Genomic DNA, 17,921 nt, shown 5'->3' on the forward strand with positions numbered 1-17,921 from the left:
ACACGCCACGGCGGTTTTTTATAGTTGTTCTACCGGTACAGCAAACAGCTTTTGCAGCGCCGGCCGGGGGCCGGTTCGCTGTGTTATCTCGTTGCCTTATTTCGTTGCCTTATTTCGTTACAGCAGCGGTGCCAGATAATCCGTCCAGCACTGTATGGCCTGCGGGGTGCGCAGCAGATCGTTGCGCACCTCGATCAACACCGAATCCAGCCCCCGGGCATCGCCGTGGGCCGGCACGGTCATGTCGCTCAGGGCGTCGATCTTGTACGGTTCGTTGCCGGCGATCTTCACGTCATGCACCGACATGCCTTCCAGCAGGTGCCGGGCGTAACCCTCGGCGCGGCCGAACAGGACCCCCATTTCCAGGGAGCGGCGCTGGCCGTAGTACAGCGGGGTGAAACTGTGGATGCCTACCACCCGCACCGGCCTGCCTGCGGCCAGGCGCGCCTCGATCAGCGCGCTCAGGCGTGCATGGAAGGGCCGAAACAGCTGCTTGCGCCGGTACTCGCGGGTGGCCTCGTCGAGGCGCTGGTTGCCGGGGACCTGATAGATCTCGCTCTGCAGCGGGATACTGTCGTGGGCCTGGCACGGGCGGTTGAGGTCGATCAGCAGCCGTGAATAGTTGGCCGACAGCAAGGTGGCCCCCAGGGTCTGCGACAGGTTCTCGGCCAGCTCCAGGGCACCGGGGTCCCAGGCGATATGCTCCCGCGCCGCTTCCGGGGTCAGGCCCAGGTCGTCGAGCGCCGCCGGGATATAGCGGCTGGCGTGCTCGCAGACCAAGATCAGCGGGTGCTCGGCGTCTTCCCGCAGCAGCCGGTAGGCCGGCCGGGTGTACAACCCCAGCTCGGTGGATTCAGTACAGGTGGGCATAGTGTTCACAGAGTTCGGCAGGGCTCAGGTGCTCGGTCAGTTTCACTTCCTGGTGTTTGACGGCGAAATAGGTGGCCAGCAACGGGGCTGGCAGTGCTTGCAGCAGTTCCGGGCAGTCGCGCAGGCGGTCCAGCGCCTGGGGCAACGAGGCCGGAAGGGTGACGATGCCCAGGTCCTGGCGCTGCTGCGCGCTCAGGTCGGCTGGTATTTCGTCGGTCACGGCGCGTAGCGGCAACTTCTGTTCGAGGCCCAGGCGCCCGGCGATCAGCACCGCGGCCATGGCCAGGTGCGGCGAGGCGGTGGCGTCCAGCGCGCGGAATTCGAGGTTGTACTGCGGCGCTTGCGGCTTGCCGCCGATGCTCACGGTGGGGCAGATGCGCAGCGAAGCTTCGCGGTTGCGCTGGCCCAGGCAGGCATAGGAGGCGCTCCAGTGATGGGGCTGCAGGCGCGCGTAGGAAATCGGCGTCGGCGCGGTCAGGGCACAGAGCGCCGGCAAGTACTTGAGCACCCCGGCGGCCCAGAACTGGCCGAGGGACGACAGGCTGTTGGCCCGTCCTTCCTCATACAGCACCGGCGTGCCGTCCAGGTCCTGCAGGCTCAGGTGCAGGTGCACGCCGTTGCACACCGCGTGTTCGGCGGTCCGCGGCGCGAAGCTGACGCGGTCGCCCAGCTGCCGGGCGATTTCCCGGGTGATCTCGCGCACGTTCACCGCACGGTCGGCGGCGGCCACGCCCAGGGTCGGGCGGCAGGTGATTTCGTACTGGTGCTTGCCGTACTCGGGGAGGAACATTTCCGGCTCGACGCCCGCGGCGCGCAGGGCCGCGAGCAGCCAGCCGCCGAAGTCCGCGCCCTGGCGCTGGGCCTGCAGGGAAAAGGCCAGCCGCTCGGGCTGCGCGACGGCGCGCCGCAGGTTGAACTCGTGCTCGAAGGCGGCGCTGACCTGCAGTCCCAACTGCTCGGCGTAGCGTTGCACCTCGTCGCGCAACAGGGTGCGCGGGCAGGCGGCCCAGGGCCGGCCGTCGGTTTCGCAGATGTCGGCGTGGATGAAGTCCAGCGGCGCAGCGCTGGCGTCCGGACCGCTGCCGACCCGGACCCGGCTGGCCAGGTCGGGGATCAGCCGCAGGTCGCCCCGGGCGCCCCAGGGGTTGGGTTCGGCAATCTGGTCCTGCGGGGTCAGCGCGCTATTGGCCGGCACCCAGCCGCAGCCGGCACTGGTGTAGCTGTCCAGCTCGTCACTGGGGAACGAGCGGCCACGGCTGACGCCGATCAGGTCGGTGGTGAGCAGGGTGGTCATGGCCACCGGCTGCAACGGCTCGCTGACCCGGCTCATGCCTGCATCTCCTGCAGGCGGCGCAGCACGGTGCGGGTATCGCTGATCCAGCAGTAGCCCTTGATCGCGTTCAGGCAGGCCTGGTGCCGGGCGTTGGTGTAGGTGGCGCAGGCGTCTTCCACCAGGGTCACCAGGTAACCGCGGTCGGCGGCGTCGCGCACCGCCATGTCGACGCACTGGTCGGTGACGATGCCGGCGACGATCAGGTGACGGGTCTGCAGGTTGCGCAGCACGTAGTCGATATTGGTCGAGTTGAAGACCCCGGAGGAGGTCTTGGGCAGGATGATTTCGTTCTCCTGCGCCGCAAGTTCATCGATGATTGCCGCCTGCGGGCTGCCCTTGGGCAGGTGCATGTCCGACAGCTTGTGGTCCAGCGAGCGGTCGCGGCCATCGGCGGTCAGGCTTTCGATAAGGGTGTGCAGCACGTTCTGCCGGGCGCCGCGCATGGCCGCCAGGAGTTTCTGCTGGTTGGGAATCACCTGTTCGCGGGTGCGCCGGATGAAGTACTCGGCGTCCGGCACCTGCAAATGCGGGTCGAGCGCTGGCTCGAGCCAGGCCCGTTGCATGTCCACCAGCAGCAGGGCGGTGTGATCGACGGTGTATGGCAGGTCGCGGGGCGAGTGGCGGGGAAGGCAGACCATCCTTATTTGTCCTCCAGCAGGTGAGTGGCGAAATCATTGCGCAGGGCGTCGATGCCCTCCAGGCGCCGGTCCAGGTCGCTGCTGCGCGGGGTCAGGCTGGCGATCAGCGCTTCGACCTGGGCCAGGGCCGGCACCAGGCTGTCGAAGGCCGAGGTCGATTCCACCGGGGCGCTGATGATCAGGTCCGCCTGTTCCCGCAACGGCGAGGTGTAGATATCGGTGAACAGCACCACCCGCGCATGCCGCGCCTTGGCGGTGGCGGCCACTCGCTGGGCCTGGGCCTGGTAGCGACGGTAGTCGAACAGCAGGACCAGGTCCTGGCGCTGCAGGTCGTACAGGCGGTCCGGCAATTGGGTGTTGTCTTCCAGGGCGAAGCAGCCGGGGCGCAGCAGGCGCAGGTGATTGAGCAGGTAGCTGGCGAGAAAGCTGCTGAAGCGCCCACCGTAGCAATACACCTGATGGCGGGTGTCCAGCAGCCAGTCCACCAGGATGCGCACGTCTTCGGGCTGGGTCAGGGCGCGGGTCTGCTCCAGGCTGCGCAGGCTGCCTTGCAGGTATTGGCTCCAGGTATCGTCCTGGCGCCCATGGGCCCGGGGTTGCAGCAGGGTGCTGGGTGAGCGCAGGCGAGCGTCCATGTCGCTGAGCAGCGCTTCCTGGAATTGCGCGTAGCCGGCGAAACCAAGCTTTTTCACCAGCCGCACTATGGTCGGATCGCTGACGCCGGCGTGTTCGGCCAGCCGCGACATGGGCCCCAGGCCGTTGCGCGGGTAATGGTCGAGCAGGGCCCGGATGACCTTGCGCTCGGAAGGCGTGAGGTCGAGGGCCGGGTCGGTGATCTGGTCTCTGAGGGACGGCATGGAGCGCCTGTGCTAGCGAATGTCGTTTTTGTTTCAGTGAAAGTAAAAACAGTATTTATGTAATTTACGTTACATGTCTAGTGAAAAATGGCAGTGCCCTCGCCTGCGCCAAAAGAGGGCATCAGAGCCCTGCTTTATGGGTGTTCGCCGTTTTCCCGGGGTTGGGGTTCAGCGCGGCAGGGTGCCGCGGAAGACCGCGCTGAGGGCGCGCAGGGTTTCCGCGGAGCGGGCGTCGGTGGGCCGCGCATGCAGGACGATCTCGCTGACCGGCAGCAGCGGCAGGCCAAGGCGCTCGCCGACCTCGACCGCGCCGGCCGGCGCCACCCGGTGGGCCAGGGCCGCCACCCCGAGCCCGGCACTGACGGCGGCGCAGACCGCCATGACCCCGCCGCCGATAAACACCTCGGTCCAGGCAATACCGGCGTCGTCCAGGGCCTGCACGGCGAGATGCCGCACGCCACAGGGCGGGGCCATGGTCGCCAGGCGCAGTGGGCTGCCCGGCGCCTGTTGCCAGGTTGGCGCGGCGAACCAGCCGAAGCGCTCCACCACCAGCACTTCGCCGTCCTGGCGCGGGCCTTCGTTGCGCACGATGACGGCGTCCAGCTCTTCGCGGTCGAAGGCAGCCGTCAGCTCCCTGGAGGAGGCGATGCGCACCTCGATCAGCAGCAGCGGATCGTAGGCGGCGATCCGGTTCAGCAGGTGCGGCAGCTCGGCGCCGGCCACGTGGTCGCTGATGCCGATGACCAGACGCCGCGCCGGCGCCGCCTGCATGTCGCCCAGGGCCCGCTCGTGGGCGCGCAGCAGCTCGCGGGCGGCGAGCATGAACTGCCCGCCGACCGGGGTCAGCCGCACATGCCGCGGCGTGCGTTCCAGCAGGCGATAGCCGAGGCGTTCCTCCAGGCGCTTGAGTTTGAGGCTGATGGCCGCCTGGGAGGTGTCCAGGGCCTGGGCGGCCCGGGTGAAACTGCCGAAGTCGGCGATCAGCACGAAGGCCTGCACGGTGTCGATGTCCAGGGGCCTGAGGGGTTCGTTCATATCGGATGATTATCACAGATATATGTGGCGATATCTTGTGGTAATGCCTGGCCCTGCGCAAGCTGGCAGCACCTTTGAGCACTGGAGCGCTGCCATGTTTGCCAAACAGTATTCACACCGCCTGCCGGCCGATTACGACATGGGCGTGATCCGCCAGCGCGCCGCGGACCGCGGGCCCTTGTGGGACGACGTCGATGGCTTGCTGTTCAAGGTCTTCGCCGGGCAGGAGCGGGGCGTGCACGGCGCGGGGCATAACCTGTATGCCTCGATCTACCTCTGGGCCGATCCGGAGGGCGCCGCGCGGTTTCTCATGGGCAGCGGTTTCGACAGCGTGATCGACGCCTTCGGCCGCCCGCAGATCGAATCCTGGCTGCCCCTGGACTGGCGTCGCGGCCGGGCCGCCCAGGCGCGGACCCTGTACCGCGAGCCACTGGCGATCGACCCAAAGGCCGATCGCGCTGCGCTGCTGGCCGAGCTGGCCCGGCACAACCAGGCGCTCGCCGAGGACCCGGACACCTTCGCCGTGTTCGTCGCCCTCGACCTGCAGGCCTGGGAGCTGGTGCGCTTTACCCTGTCGGCCGGGGTGCCCGACAGCGCCCGGGGCGCCGAGCGCTACGAGGTGCTGTACCTGGCCCGGCCGGGCATTGCCTAGGCGGCAGTAGGAATCCCCCGGCGACCAATGATACAAACGCGGCCATATCCCGGACCGCGTCCATTCACTGTCGAGAGATTCCCCGTGCAGGCCACCCGTTTGACCCTGATCTGCCACGCCCGCACCGTCGCCCAGAAATTGGCGCGGTTCCCCCAGGACGAGCCGCTGGAGATGGACTGGCAGGCGCTCGCCGGCTCGCGGGCCGGCGGGTTCAAGCGGCCGCCACGGCTGCTCAGTGGGCCGGAACTGCGGGCGCGGCAGACTGCTGCGCTGTACGGCGCGGCGGTGGAAAGCGTGCCGGCGCTGCGCGACTGCGACATGGGGCGCTGGCGGGGCCTGGCGCTGGACGAGTTGCAGCGCGAGCAGCCCGAAGCGCTGCAGGCCTGGCTGACCGACAGCCAGGGCGCGCCCCATGGCGGCGAGTCGGTGGCGCAGCTGTGCGAGCGGGTCGGGTCGTGGCTAGGGTCGCTGGTAGACCGGCCGGGGCATGTGCTGGCGGTAACCCATCCCATGGTCATCCGCGCGGCGCTGGTGCAGGTCATGCAGTGCCCGTTGGCCAGTTTCAATGCCATCGATGTCGAGCCGCTGGCGCAGGTCGAGCTGCGCTTCAACGGGCGCTGGCGGTTGCGCCTGGACCAGCGCGATTAGTGGGGTGGGCCGCCCAGCGGCCGCCTTGTGACGCGCCGCCGCAACCCGGCCATACTCCAGCTCCGCTCCGCCAAAGAGAACGCCCCCCGTGAAAACCCTCCTGATCATCGGCATCGGCGCCGGCAACCCGGACTACATCACCGTGCAGGCGGTCAAGGCGCTCAACCGTACCGACGTGTTTTTCCTGATGGACAAGGGCCCGAGCAAGGACGCGCTGATCGACCTGCGCCGGGAGATCTGCGAGCGCCATATCGAGCAGCGCAATTACCGCTTTGTCGAGGCGCCAAGCCCGGAGCGCCAGCGCGGCGCCGAGGTGGATTACCCGGCCAGCGTCGCCGAACTGAACCGTGCCAAGCAGCGCACCTTCGAGCGGCTGATCGACGAGGAACTGGCGGACGGCGAAACCGGCGCCTTCCTGGCCTGGGGCGACCCGGCGCTGTACGACAGCACCATTCGCATCCTGCAGGCGATCCTGGCCAGCGGCCGCGGTGGGTTCGAGTTCGAAGTGATTCCCGGCATCACCAGCGTCCAGGCCCTGGCGGCGCAGCACAAGGTGCCGCTGAACCGCATCGGCCGTTCGGTGGAGATCACCACCGGGCGGCGGCTGGCGGCGGGGCAGGTGAGCAACGCCGACAGCCTGGTGGTGATGCTCGATGCCGAGGACGCTTACCGCCAGCTGGCGGACCAGGACCTGGAGATCTACTGGGGCGCCTACCTGGGCACGCCGGAGCAGATCCTGATCGCCGGCCGGCTCGGGGACGTCGCCGCCCAGATCCAGCAGGTGCGCCAGGCGGCGCGGCAGGCCCATGGCTGGATCATGGATACCTATCTGTTGCGCAAACCCGAGGAGTAGTGGGGCAGGGCCACCACGCTGCGAAAGGCCATGCGAAAACTCTCCGCCGAGCGGTAGCGGCCATGTGCCGGGGGCGCCCAACCTGCCCGGGCGTCTTCAGCGCGACCGGCGGGTCGCAATACGGGCGCGAAAATCAGCCAACCAGCGGGGATCGGGAGGGTTTCCCGGGGTCTTCGAACCCTCCCGATCCGGTTGTGGTTTTTCTATAACTATTTGTCGCATTAACGCAATTTGCCGCCTGGGAGCCGCTCTAGACTGCTGGCCTCTTCGATTTCCCCTCAATCGAACTTTCTGCCAATAAAAGCCTCCGTCTACGGGAGTAATAGATGAAGAAGCTTGTAATGTTCGGTGCCCTGGCACTGTCCATGCTGTCCCTGACCGCCGTGGCTGACGATGCCAAGCCGATCCGCATCGGTATCGAAGCCGGTTACCCGCCATTCTCGATGAAGACCCCCGACGGCAAGCTCACCGGTTTCGACGTGGATATCGGCGATGCGCTGTGTGAGCAGATGAAAGTGAAGTGCACCTGGGTCGAGCAGGAGTTCGACGGCCTGATCCCAGCGCTGAAAGTGCGCAAGATCGACGCCATCCTGTCGTCCATGACCATCACCGACGATCGCAAGAAGAACGTCGATTTCACCAACAAGTACTACCACGTCCCGGCGCGCTTCGTGATGAAGGAAGGCACCGAGGTCAAGGACCCGTTGACCGAGCTCAAGGACAAGAAAATCGGTGTGCTGCGCGCCAGTACCCATGACCGTTTCGCTACCGAAGTGCTGGTCCCGGCCGGGATCAACCTGGTGCGCTACGGCTCGCAGCAGGAAGCCAACCTGGACATGGTGTCCGGTCGCATCGACGCGCTGCTGGCCGACTCGGTCAACCTCGACGACGGTTTCCTGAAAACCGACGCCGGCAAGGGCTTCGCCTTCGTCGGTCCCGAGTACAACGATCCGAAGTACTTCGGTGGCGGCGCCGGCATTGCCGTGCGCAAGGGCGATACCGCCCTGGCCGAGAAATTCAACGCGGCCATCGCCGAAATCCGCGCCAACGGCAAGTACAAGGCCGTGCAGGACAAGTACTTCAAGTTCGACGTGTACGGCGAGTAATTCGCCGGGCTGGACCAGGCGGCTACCGTGCACACGGAGCCGCCTTTTTTGTGCGCGCGATCCAACTCCTGTAGCCGCTGCCGAGCCTTGGCGAGGCTGCGATCGAGGTGGGCGGCATTCCGACGAAGCCCCGTAAAGCCTGACGACGCGGTGTGCCGGATTGAGGGTGTCGCCTGACCCAGCGCCTGCTACGCAGGCGGTCGCAGCCTCGCCAAGGCTCGACAGCGGCTACAGTAAATTGCCGTGGCAGCGATACCCAGGACCGGCCGCCGATCTTTTCATGCCGGCGCAAATGCCTCAGTCTACGACCCCGCCGCCCGCCACTTTTGCCGGAGCCCTTCATGCAACGCATCGACCATTCCCTGCCCTGGAGCCACCTGGGCACTCAGCGCCAGCTCAGTGTGTTCCGCTTTGGCAGCGGCAGCCGCAAGGTCTATATCCAGGCCAGCCTGCACGCCGACGAACTGCCGGGCATGCGCACCGCCTGGGAGCTGAAAAAACGCCTGGGCGAGCTGGAGGCCCAGGGCCAGCTCAAGGGCGTGATCGAACTGGTGCCGGTGGCCAACCCCATCGGCCTCGACCAGCATCTGCAAAGCAGCCACCTGGGGCGTTTCGAAAGCGGTAGCGGGAAGAATTTCAACCGCGCCTTCGTCGAGCTCAGCGGCCCGGTGGGCGACCTGATCGGCGACCGCCTGGGCAGCGATGCGGCGGCCAACGTCGTCCTGATCCGCCAGGCCATGGGCCAGGTCCTGGACCGCCTGCCGGCCCCGGTTTCGCAACTCGAAGCCTTGCAACGCCTGTTGTTGCGCCATGCCTGCGACGCCGACATCACCCTGGACCTGCACTGCGACTTCGAAGCGGCGATCCACCTCTACGCGCTGCCCCAGCACTGGCCGCAATGGCAATCCCTGGCCGCGCGCTTGAAGGCTGGCGTGGCGCTGCTCTGCGAAGACTCCGGCGGCCGCTCGTTCGACGAGTCCTGCTCCACGCCCTGGCTGCGCCTGGCCCGGGATTTCCCGAAGGCGGCGATCCCGTCGGCCAACCTCGCCACCACCCTGGAACTGGGCAGCATGGGCGACACCCGGGTCGAGCAGGCCCAGGCCAACGGCGAAGCGATCCTGGGCTTTCTCGCCGAGCAGGGGTTTATCGACGGCCAATGGCCCGCCGTCCCGGACAGCTGTTGCGAGGGCATGCCGTTCGAGGGCACCCAGTACCTGTTCGCCCCGCACCATGGGGTGGTCAGCTTCCTGCGCGAGGCTGGTGAATGGGTGGAGCAGGGCGACGCCATCTTCGAAGTGGTCGACCCGCTGCAGGACCTTGTCACCGTGGTGCGCGCCGCCACCAGCGGCGTGCTGTTCGCCCTGGACCGCAGCCGCTATACCGAGCCCGGCATCTGGCAGGCCAAGGTCGCCGGCCGCGAACCGATCCGCAGCGGCAAGCTGAGTAACGATTGAGGCACACCCAGCCGGCCCCTGCGGGAGCGGACGGGTCACATTTGAGGACACCCCATGTTCAAGTTTCTGGCCCTGCTGATGCTGTGCCTGTCGGCCACTGCACAGGCCCAAGACGTACTGCTCGACGACTTGCCGCTGCCTTACCTGGAACAGGCCCCGGCCGATTCCCGCGACCGGCCCCTGGTGATTTTCCTCCACGGCTACGGCAGCAACGAAGAGGATCTGTTCGACCTCAAGGATTCGTTGCCGGTGGCTTACACCTACCTGTCGGTGCGGGCGCCGCAGACCCTGGAAGAGGGCAGCTATCAGTGGTTTCACAGGCAGGGCGAGGGCCCTTATGACGGTGTGACCCTGGAGCTGGCGGACAGCGCCAAGCTGATCGGCGAGTTTGTCCGCCAGGCGCTCGCCAAGTACCAGACCCGCGCCGACCGGGTGTTCCTGGTGGGCTTCAGCCAGGGGGCGATCATGTCCTACGAGGTGGGGCTGCGCCATCCCCAGGCGGTGCGCGGGATCGCCGCGCTGAGCGGGAAGATCCTGCCGGTGCTGCGTTCGCAGCTGAAGTCGGGCAAGGGCCTGGAGCCGCTGGCGATCTTCATCGCCCATGGCACGGCGGACAAGCGCCTGCCTTATAGCGACGGCTCCGAGGCCGACCGCCTGTTGCGCGGGTTGGGCCTGAGCCCGCAGTTCCACGCCTACCCGGGGATCGGCCACGGCATCAGCGACACCGAGGTCGAGGATCTGAAGCACTGGCTGCTCAGCCTCAACCCTTGAACCGCAGCCTTACTGCTTGCCGACGATCTGGCTGACCAGCTTGTCGTGATTGGCCTTGTCGTTGATCCGCGAGATCACCTGCACCACCGCCATGCGGTTGCCCGAGCCGGCCAGCAGGGTCGAGCTCTGGGTCATGCCGCCGCCCTGGGTCGCGGTGCTGTCGATCTGGCGCAGGCCGAGGCCGGAGCGGGTCATGCTTTTTTCGCTCTGCTTGCTGAAGTCCGGCAGGGCCGCCGCCTGCTGCGAGAGGAAACCCGACACCGCGCTATCGAGGAACGGCGCGTCGTTGTCCTTGGCCTGCACCGCATCGGGGATCAGGTTCTCGGCGGCGATGACTACGGTCTTGGTCTGGGCGTTGGTGTACATGGTGCCGGTGGCGCCGGCGGTACCGCTGGCCTCGTCGCCGGCCGGCAGCGGGTTGGCGACAAACCCCTTGGGCAGGCTGAAACTGAACTTGCCGCCGAGCAGCGAGACTTTCTCGACCTTGGCTTTCTTGCTCGTCGGCTGGGCCGCGGACGCGTCCAGGGCGCCGAAACCGGCCAGCGCCGCCAGGACCAGGACCGCGGCGTGTTTACCGAACAGGGACATGCAGATACTCCAGTGAGCGTGGGGGCGCGCATCTTCCCACGGCGTACGCGCGGCACTCCAGCGGGATATTCGCGGGCGCGAAGTTTCGGATGGAAGGGCGCAGGGCGAGCACCTCAAGCGCCCGTGGAGCGCGCCTTCGAGGTGGCCAGCACCGCCCCGGCAATGATCAGCAGCGCCGGCACCAGCAGCCACGGGCTGGCCTGGCTCTGGCCGATGCCGATCAGCAGCAGGGTGGAGATCAGCGGCGCCAGGTACGACAGGGCGCCGAGGGTGGGCAGGTTGCCGTGCTTGGTGGCGTGGTCCCAGGCGAAAAACGCCAGGCCGACCGGGCCCAGCCCCAGGCCGAGAATGGCCAGCCATTGCATAAGGTCCGGCTGTACCGGGCTTTCGAAAGCCAGGTGGCACAGCAGCCCGGCCACGGCCACCAGCCCGCAGACACCGCCGATCAGGCTGCTGGGCACGGCACTGAAGCGCCGGTTGAGCACCGAGTAGCCGGACCACACCAGGGCGCAGGCGAAGGCCGCCAGATAACCCGCGACCGGCATCGCGCCGCTCGGGTCAGATGCGCGCTGGCGCATGATCAGCGCGGTGCCCGCCAGCCCCAGCAAGGCGCCGGTCAGTTGCCTGGCGCGCAGGCGTTCGCCGCCGCTCCTGGCCGCCAGCAGGACGATCAGCAATGGCCAGAGGTAGGCGATCAGGCTGGCTTCGGCGGCCGGCGCGGCTTTCAGGGCGAAGAAATACAACGCGTGGTAGGCGAAGATCCCGCCGAACCCCAGCGCCCATACCGGCCAGGGCTGACGCCAGCCGCGAAACCCGGCGCGTCCGCGCAGCCCGAGCAGCGCCAGGCTGGCGCCGCAGGCCACGGCAAAGCTCAGGGTCAGCAACTGAAATGGCGGAATGCCGGCGGTGAGGGTGGTCAACAGGGCCAGGCACGACCAGAGGACGATCGCGATCACGCCGATGACGGTGGCGGCGCCGCTGCGCGAGGGGGTGAGGGCGGTGGAGCGCAATGCAGTCATGGAGGCACACCAGGGCGAGGAGAGTGTGGCCAGCATAGAAGCGCTCGCGACGGCGGTATTGCTCAGGCCTGCGGAAATCTTGTTCCAGTCTGCGTCTGTGCTTCGCGAACGGCCTTGCGCAGAGCCGCAGGGGTGGTGTTGCGCGACTTCTTCAGGGCATGGGTCAGGGCGCTCTGATCGGCGTAGCCGACCCGCTGGGCAATCTCGCTGATGGGCAACCGGGTCTGGCCGAGCAGGTCGATGGCGTGGTTCAGGCGCAAGGTCGCGATATAGGCGAAGGGGGTGCTGTGCATGTCCCGCTCGAACAACAGGTAGAGGCTGCGCTCGCCGATCCCCGCGGCGCGGGCGATGGCCCGGGCGCTCAGTGGGCTGCCCAGGTGCTGTTCGATATAGGCCAGGGCCCGCGCCAGGGCCTGCCGCTGCGGCGCGGCCGGCACCGGGCGGGCGAGACAGCCCAGCAGCAGACTGCTCCAGGCTTCGGCGGCCCGGCTGGAAGCGCTCAGCAGTGCGCCGCTATGGCTGGCATAGCCGAGCAGGTGGCGGATCTGCGGATCGAGGGCGAAGAAGCGGGTATCGCCCAGGGGCTGGCCGGTGCCTGGGTTTTCGGTCGTGGGGATATCGAGCACCAGAAAGGTGTTGCGGCGCTCGGCCAGGAACGCATGGCGGGCGCCCGGCGCAATCAGCACCCCCTGGCTGGCGTCGACCCGGCCGCCACGGCCGTCCACTTCGATCTCCATCGCTCCCGATAGCGGCAGCACGATCTGCTGGAAATCGTGGGCGTGCAGTTCGACCTGCCCGGAATACGAGCGCATCGCCAGGGCAACGGTTGGCTCGAAGGGAGTGTTCATGGGGCTGCTCCGTGGATTGCTGGGGGCATCATGCCTGAAGAGCCTTGCCTTGCTCGATGCCCGGTTGTTTCCGGCCTGGAATTGTCTCTGCTCGTGAAAACAACGATAGGCCACTACGTTCCCGGCTTGCGCCCCCTCCACACCCGGGGCCCGAAGGGCGCTATCGAGGCTTGGGCCGGTTCGCTGAAACCTCTAAGCTGGGCCACCGTTCCAGCCTTCCGGATGCCCGCGTGAAATTCACTCTCCCGAAAATCGGTACCGCTCCCTTCTGCCCGCCGGAAGTCGCCGGCACCATAGTCGTCGACCCCAAGGCACCGCTGCTCAAACGCATCCTGCGCTTCGCCGGCCCCGGCCTGCTGATCTCCATCGGCTACATGGACCCCGGCAACTGGGCCACGGCCATCGAGGCCGGTTCCCGCTATGGCTACAACCTGCTGTTCGTGGTGCTGCTGGCGAGCCTCGCGGGCATGGCCGTGCAGTGCCTGTGCTCGCGCCTGGGCATTGCCACCGGGCGCGACCTGGCGCAGCTCTGCCGGCAGCGCTACAGCACCCGCACGGCGCGCACCCAGTGGCTGCTGGCGGAGGTGTCGATCATCGCCACCGATCTGGCCGAGGTCCTGGGCTGTGCCCTGGCTTTCCACCTGTTGCTCGGGGTCTCGTTGAGCACCGGGATCGTCATCACCGCTTTCGACACCCTGCTGATCCTGGCCTTGCAGAACCGTGGCTTCCGCCGCCTGGAGGCAATCATGCTGGTGCTGGTGGGCACCATCGGCCTGTGCTTTTTCGTCGAGCTGCTATTGATCAAGCCCTACTGGCCGGACGTGGCGCGGGGCTTCACGCCGTCGCTGACGGCGATCGGTGAAGCGGCGCCGCTGTACCTGGCCATCGGCATCCTCGGCGCCACCGTGATGCCGCATAACCTGTACCTGCACACCTCCATCGTGCAGACCCGCCTGGTGGGCCAGGACGAGGCCAGCCGGCGCGACGCGATCAAGCTGGCACGCATCGACACCATCGGTTCCCTGGCCCTGGCGCTGCTGGTCAACGCAGCGATCCTGATCCTCGCCGCCGCGGCCTTCCACGGCAGCGGGCACACCGACGTGGTGGAGCTACAGGACGCCTACCACCTGCTCGACCCGCTGGTGGGCGGGGCGCTGGCCAGCGTGCTGTTCGGCGTGGCCTTGCTGGCCTCGGGGCAGAGTTCGACCTTCACCGGCACCATCGCTGGCCAGGTCATCATGGAGGGCTACCTGAACCTGCGCCTGCCGTGCTGGCAGCGCCGCCTGATCACCCGCGGCCTGGCCCTGGTGCCGGCCTTCGTCGGCGTGTGGCTGATGGGCGACGGCGCGGTGGGCAAGCTGCTGGTGCTGAGCCAGGTGGTGCTCAGCCTGCAACTGCCGTTCGCCCTCTACCCGCTGATCCGCATGACCAGCGACCCGCGACTGATGGGCGTGTTCGTCAACCGCTGGCCGACCCGGGTCCTCGCCTGGAGCCTGTTCGCCGTCATCAGCGGGGCCAATGCCTGGTTGATCGCGCAACTGGTGGTGTGAGGTTGTCCCGGGCTCATCGATCCCAATAGGGCACCGGCCCGAACTTCTCGACGAAAAAGTCGATCACGGTCCTGACCTTCACCGACAGGCGCCGGCTACCGGGCCAGAGGGCGGCGATCTGTTGCGGTTCGAGGCTGGTGGCCACCTGGTAATCCTCGAACAAGGCCACCAGCCGCCCCTGATGCAGGGCCTCGCCGATCAGCCATGACGGAAACATCACCAGCCCCAGGCCCTGTTCGGCGGCCTGGGTCAGGGTGTCGGCGTGGTTGCCGGTGAGGGCGCCCTTGACGTTGCAGGGGGTCCATTCCCGCTTGCCCTTGCGGAAAAACCAGCGCTGCTGACCGGTCTCGCCCTTGTAGGCCAGGCACTGATGGTCGACCAGTTGTTCGGGATGCTGCGGGGTGCCGTGGGCGGCCAGGTAGGCCGGGCTGGCCGCCACCCGGTAGCGCTGTGGCGCGAGGATGCGCGCCTGCATGCCGGAGTCGGCCAGGGTGCCGATCCGGAACAGCAGGTCGGCGCCTTCCAGCAACGGGTCGACGTAGCTGTCGGTCTGCTGGATATCCAGTTGCAGTTTCGGATAGCGCCGGCACAGCTCGCCCAGCCAGGGCGACAGATGACGCTGGCCGAACACCACCGGCGCGTTGATCCGCACCAGCCCGCTGGGCTCGCTTTCCTGTTCCTGCAGGGCCTGCTCGGCTTCCTCCCACTGCGCCAGGACCCGCCGCGCGTAGTAGCCAAGCAGGCGCCCGGCTTCGGTGGGGCTGACCGCCCGGGTGTGGCGATACAGCAACTGCTGGCTCAGGGCCTGTTCCATCAGTTGGATCTGGCGCGAGATCGAGGACGGCGCCAGTCCTTCGCGGCGTGCCACCTCGGAGAAGCTGCCGTGGTCGAGTACGGCCACGAACAGGCGCAGGGCCTTGAAGCCCAGTTCGTTGAAGCCTTGCATGCTGAGTCCTTTCTGTGCGCAATGCGCAAAGGTGTTGTCTGGATAGTCCCATTTATCGCAAAGGATCGGCAATCGATAATGCCCGCCATCCTTTCCACCTTCGATGCAGGTCCGTCATGCCAACATCCTCTCTCGATCTTGATAGCGCGCGCCCGGAGCAAGTCGCGGCGACGACCCGGCCGGGTGTGCGCCTGTTGCTGTTACCCCTGGTGATCCTCGCCGGCATGGGCCTGTCGGTCGAAGCCGGGTTGCTCGGCCCGCTGGGCGTGCAGGTCGGTCACCTGTGGGCGACCCTGAGCATTTTCGGCGTCGGTTCGGCGATCCTGTTCCTGCTGTTGCTGTTCAGTGGGCCACAGCAGGGCCCGGCGCTGAGCGAGCTGCCGCGCTGGCAATTGATCGGCGGCTTTCTCGGGCCGCTGTACGTGGTGGTGCTGACCCTGGCCACTCCCCATATCGGCATCGCCATGACCATGATCGCGATTCTCTCCGGCCAGGTCGGCAAGAGTGTGCTGATCGATCATTTCGGCTGGTTCGGCAGCGCCCGCAAGCGGGTCGACGGCGAACGCTGGATGGCCCTGGCGCTGATCGTCGCCGCCCTTGTCCTGATTGCCCGAGGTTGAACATGAGCCTGATTCTGTTGCTGATCGTAGTGGTGGCCGCGGGGGCGGTGTTGAGTGTGCAGGCGGCCATCAATGGCCGTCTGGGCGAGACGGTCGGGGTCTTGCGCAGCAGCCTCCTGACCTTCGTGGTAGGGGCCGTCAGCACTGCGCTGCTGATCCTGTTCTTCGAGCCGGCCCAGGCCATGAGCCTGCTGGAGGTGCCCAAGTGGCAGCTGACCGGCGCGCTGTTCGGTGTGGTCTACATGATGGTCATGGTGGGGGCGGTGCCCCGGGTGGGCACGGCGGTGGCGACTGTGGCGGTGATCGTCGGCCAGTTGGGCATGGGCATGCTGATCGACCATTTCGGCTGGCTGGGCAACCCGGCCATCGAACTCTCCCACGGCCGGCTCCTGGCCATGGTCTGCCTGGCCCTGGCCCTGCTGTTCATGTATCGCAGCAATGCCCGGCAGGTCTGACGGGGGCGTTTCAGTCCAGCGCCTGCGCCGCGAATCGCGCCACTTGCGCATCCTCCCCGGACTTGACCCCGGACACGCCGACGGCGCCGATCACCTGGCCGTCGAACAGCACCGGCACGCCGCCTTCCAGGGAGGTCAGCAGGGGGGCGGAGAGGAAGGCGGTGCGGCCGCCGTTGACCATCTCTTCGTAGCCCTTGGATTCGCGCCGCCCGAGGGCCGCGGTGCGGGCTTTTTCCAGGGCGATGTAGGCGCTGATCGGCGAGGCGCCGTCCAGGCGTTCGAGGGCCAGCGGGTGGCCGCCGTCGTCGACGATGGCGATGCTCACCGGCCACTGGTTGCGTTCGGCTTCATCCCGTGCGGCGATGAGGATGCGCTGGACTTCGCGATGACCCAGGATGGCTTTGCTGTGCATGGCGTGCTCCTTTCAGGGGGTAGCGGGTTGCTGGGAAGAATGCAGCGGCGGCAGGGCGGCCTCGACCAGTTCGATCCAGTGCCGCACCGGGGTGCGGCCGGCGCCGTCGAGGTGAGTCTGGCAGCCGATATTGGCCGTGGCGATGACCTCGGGGCGGCCGCTTTCCAGGGCATTGAGCTTGTTGTCCCGCAGCTGCCGCGCCAGGGTGGGTTGGGTCAGCGAGTAGGTGCCCGCCGAACCGCAGCACAGGTGGCTGTCGGGCACCTCGGTGAGTTCGAAACCCAGGCGCTTGAGTAGCGACTCCACGGCCCCGCCGAGTTTCTGCCCGTGCTGCAGGCTGCAGGGGCAGTGGAAGGCCAGGCGCCGGTCGCAGTGGGCGTGCAACTGTTCCAGAGGCTCGTCGCGCAGCACCTCCACCAGGTCCCGGGCCATGGCGCTGACCCGTTCGGCCTTGGCCGCATAACGCCGGTCGCCGGCCAGCAGATGGCCGTAATCCTTGATAAAGGCGCCGCAACCGCTGGCAGTCTGGACGATGGCTTCGGCGCCGTGCTCCAGGTGCGGCCACCAGGCGTCGATATTGCGCCGGGCCCGTTCCAGGCCAGCTTCCTGGGCGTCCAGGTGGTAATCCACGGCGCCACAGCAGCCGGCCTCGGCCACCGCGGTCACGGCAATGCCCAGGCGGTCGAGGACCCGCGCCGTGGCGGCGTTGGTGTTGGGCGACAGGCTCGCTTGCACGCAACCTTCCAGCAGCAAAACCTGCCGCGCATGGGCCGTGGCCGGACGTGTCTTGGCCGGCTGGACCTGGCGCGGCAGCTTGCCTTGCACGGCCTCGGGCAGCCACGGACGCAAGGTGGCGCCGGTGCCGAGCAGCGCCCTGAACAGCGCCGGGTTCGGCGCCAGGGCCCGCAGCCCCTGGCGCAACAGGCGCTGACCGAGGGGCCGGGGCACGGCGGCATCGACCACGGCGCGGCCGATGTCCAGCAGGTTGTGGTAATCCACCCCGGACGGGCAGGTGGTTTCGCAGTTGCGGCAGGTCAGGCAGCGGTCCAGGTGCAGTTGGGTCTTGGCCGTGGGTGGGTGGCCTTCGAGCACCTGCTTGATCAGGTAGATGCGCCCCCGTGGCCCGTCCAGTTCGTCGCCCAGCAGTTGATAAGTGGGGCAGGTGGCGTTGCAGAAGCCGCAGTGTACGCAGGTGCGCAGGATGCTCTCGGCCTCCGCGGCGCGGGGTAGTTGGCGCGCCTGTTCGCTCAGGGTGGTTTGCATGCG

General features: G+C 67.4%; 20 protein-coding genes. 9 read left to right on the forward strand and 11 right to left on the reverse strand.

Features of this window, described 5'->3' with window-relative positions; all coding sequences use genetic code 11:
• Positions 1-117 precede the first annotated feature (117 nt).
• The 5 genes from ACQKQA_RS20165 to ACQKQA_RS20185 form a co-directional block, all read right to left on the reverse strand.
• Positions 118-870 (reverse strand): N-formylglutamate amidohydrolase, encoded by a 753-nt coding sequence (locus ACQKQA_RS20165; protein ID WP_427561402.1) that lies wholly within the window; start codon positions 868-870, stop codon positions 118-120.
• Positions 854-2,200 (reverse strand): glutamine synthetase, encoded by a 1,347-nt coding sequence (locus ACQKQA_RS20170; protein WP_427561405.1) that lies wholly within the window; start codon positions 2,198-2,200, stop codon positions 854-856. Before ACQKQA_RS20170 ends, ACQKQA_RS20165 begins: the two co-directional genes overlap by 17 nt.
• On the reverse strand, positions 2,197-2,841 hold the full coding sequence (locus tag ACQKQA_RS20175) for an isochorismatase family cysteine hydrolase (RefSeq protein ID WP_427561407.1): 645 nt from the start codon (positions 2,839-2,841) through the stop codon (positions 2,197-2,199). The genes ACQKQA_RS20170 and ACQKQA_RS20175 overlap by 4 nt, the downstream gene beginning before the upstream one ends.
• Positions 2,842-2,843: 2 nt before the next feature.
• Positions 2,844-3,698 carry a MurR/RpiR family transcriptional regulator gene (locus tag ACQKQA_RS20180; RefSeq protein ID WP_427561410.1) on the reverse strand — a complete coding sequence of 285 codons (855 nt, stop codon included), beginning with the start codon at positions 3,696-3,698 and terminating at the stop codon, positions 2,844-2,846.
• Positions 3,699-3,866: 168 nt separating this feature from the next.
• Positions 3,867-4,733: a LysR family transcriptional regulator gene (locus tag ACQKQA_RS20185; protein WP_427561413.1), complete on the reverse strand. Its 867-nt coding sequence runs from the start codon at positions 4,731-4,733 to the stop codon at positions 3,867-3,869.
• 94 nt (positions 4,734-4,827) lie between these two features.
• On the opposite strand from ACQKQA_RS20185, the gene ACQKQA_RS20190 reads away from it, so the two are divergent.
• From ACQKQA_RS20190 to ACQKQA_RS20215, 6 genes are all read left to right on the forward strand, one after another.
• A complete protein-coding gene (locus ACQKQA_RS20190) occupies positions 4,828-5,385 on the forward strand; it encodes a DUF4865 family protein (protein WP_427561416.1) in 558 nt (185 codons plus the stop codon).
• Between the two features lie 84 nt (positions 5,386-5,469).
• Positions 5,470-6,033, forward strand: a complete 564-nt coding sequence (locus ACQKQA_RS20195; RefSeq protein WP_427561419.1) for a histidine phosphatase family protein — start codon at positions 5,470-5,472, stop codon at positions 6,031-6,033.
• A gap of 88 nt (positions 6,034-6,121) precedes the next feature.
• Positions 6,122-6,886: a precorrin-6A synthase (deacetylating) gene (gene cobF / locus ACQKQA_RS20200; RefSeq protein ID WP_427561422.1), complete on the forward strand. Its 765-nt coding sequence runs from the start codon at positions 6,122-6,124 to the stop codon at positions 6,884-6,886.
• 326 nt (positions 6,887-7,212) lie between these two features.
• Positions 7,213-7,992, forward strand: coding sequence for an ABC transporter substrate-binding protein (locus ACQKQA_RS20205; RefSeq protein WP_427561426.1), 780 nt, complete (start codon positions 7,213-7,215; stop codon positions 7,990-7,992).
• A gap of 341 nt (positions 7,993-8,333) precedes the next feature.
• Positions 8,334-9,446, forward strand: a complete 1,113-nt coding sequence (locus ACQKQA_RS20210; RefSeq protein ID WP_427561428.1) for a succinylglutamate desuccinylase/aspartoacylase family protein — start codon at positions 8,334-8,336, stop codon at positions 9,444-9,446.
• Positions 9,447-9,500: 54 nt separating this feature from the next.
• A complete protein-coding gene (locus tag ACQKQA_RS20215; RefSeq protein ID WP_427561431.1) occupies positions 9,501-10,217 on the forward strand; it encodes an alpha/beta hydrolase in 717 nt (238 codons plus the stop codon).
• Between the two features lie 9 nt (positions 10,218-10,226).
• Here ACQKQA_RS20215 and ACQKQA_RS20220 read toward each other — a convergent pair whose 3' ends face one another.
• The 3 genes from ACQKQA_RS20220 to ACQKQA_RS20230 all read right to left on the reverse strand — a co-directional run bounded on the left by ACQKQA_RS20220 (position 10,227) and on the right by ACQKQA_RS20230 (position 12,672).
• Positions 10,227-10,805 carry a hypothetical protein gene (locus tag ACQKQA_RS20220; RefSeq protein ID WP_427561434.1) on the reverse strand — a complete coding sequence of 193 codons (579 nt, stop codon included), beginning with the start codon at positions 10,803-10,805 and terminating at the stop codon, positions 10,227-10,229.
• 113 nt (positions 10,806-10,918) lie between these two features.
• Positions 10,919-11,824, reverse strand: a complete 906-nt coding sequence (yddG, locus tag ACQKQA_RS20225; RefSeq protein ID WP_427561437.1) for an aromatic amino acid exporter YddG — start codon at positions 11,822-11,824, stop codon at positions 10,919-10,921.
• Positions 11,825-11,886: 62 nt separating this feature from the next.
• Positions 11,887-12,672: a helix-turn-helix domain-containing protein gene (locus tag ACQKQA_RS20230; protein ID WP_427561440.1), complete on the reverse strand. Its 786-nt coding sequence runs from the start codon at positions 12,670-12,672 to the stop codon at positions 11,887-11,889.
• A 230-nt stretch (positions 12,673-12,902) separates the two neighbouring features.
• Here ACQKQA_RS20230 and ACQKQA_RS20235 point away from each other — a divergent pair, with 230 nt between their 5' ends.
• Positions 12,903-14,222, forward strand: a complete 1,320-nt coding sequence (locus tag ACQKQA_RS20235) for an Nramp family divalent metal transporter (RefSeq protein WP_427561442.1) — start codon at positions 12,903-12,905, stop codon at positions 14,220-14,222.
• Between the two features lie 13 nt (positions 14,223-14,235).
• Here ACQKQA_RS20235 and ACQKQA_RS20240 read toward each other — a convergent pair whose 3' ends face one another.
• Positions 14,236-15,168, reverse strand: coding sequence for a LysR family transcriptional regulator (locus ACQKQA_RS20240; RefSeq protein WP_427561445.1), 933 nt, complete (start codon positions 15,166-15,168; stop codon positions 14,236-14,238).
• Between the two features lie 116 nt (positions 15,169-15,284).
• Between ACQKQA_RS20240 and ACQKQA_RS20245 the strand changes: the two genes are divergently transcribed.
• Both ACQKQA_RS20245 and ACQKQA_RS20250 read left to right on the forward strand, forming a co-directional pair.
• On the forward strand, positions 15,285-15,788 hold the full coding sequence (locus ACQKQA_RS20245) for a DMT family transporter (RefSeq protein WP_427561448.1): 504 nt from the start codon (positions 15,285-15,287) through the stop codon (positions 15,786-15,788).
• A 2-nt stretch (positions 15,789-15,790) separates the two neighbouring features.
• Positions 15,791-16,243 (forward strand): DMT family transporter, encoded by a 453-nt coding sequence (locus ACQKQA_RS20250; RefSeq protein WP_427561451.1) that lies wholly within the window; start codon positions 15,791-15,793, stop codon positions 16,241-16,243.
• Between the two features lie 10 nt (positions 16,244-16,253).
• On the opposite strand, the gene ACQKQA_RS20255 is transcribed toward ACQKQA_RS20250, so the two are convergent.
• Together ACQKQA_RS20255 and glcF are read right to left on the reverse strand one after the other, a co-directional pair.
• Positions 16,254-16,655 carry a heme-binding protein gene (locus ACQKQA_RS20255; RefSeq protein WP_427561454.1) on the reverse strand — a complete coding sequence of 134 codons (402 nt, stop codon included), beginning with the start codon at positions 16,653-16,655 and terminating at the stop codon, positions 16,254-16,256.
• Between the two features lie 12 nt (positions 16,656-16,667).
• Positions 16,668-17,918: a glycolate oxidase subunit GlcF gene (gene glcF, locus ACQKQA_RS20260; protein WP_427561456.1), complete on the reverse strand. Its 1,251-nt coding sequence runs from the start codon at positions 17,916-17,918 to the stop codon at positions 16,668-16,670.
• Between the last annotated feature and the right edge of the window lie 3 nt (positions 17,919-17,921).

The sequence above is a fragment of the Pseudomonas sp. NPDC089530 genome (assembly GCF_050280705.1).
Lineage (GTDB): Bacteria > Pseudomonadota > Gammaproteobacteria > Pseudomonadales > Pseudomonadaceae > Aquipseudomonas.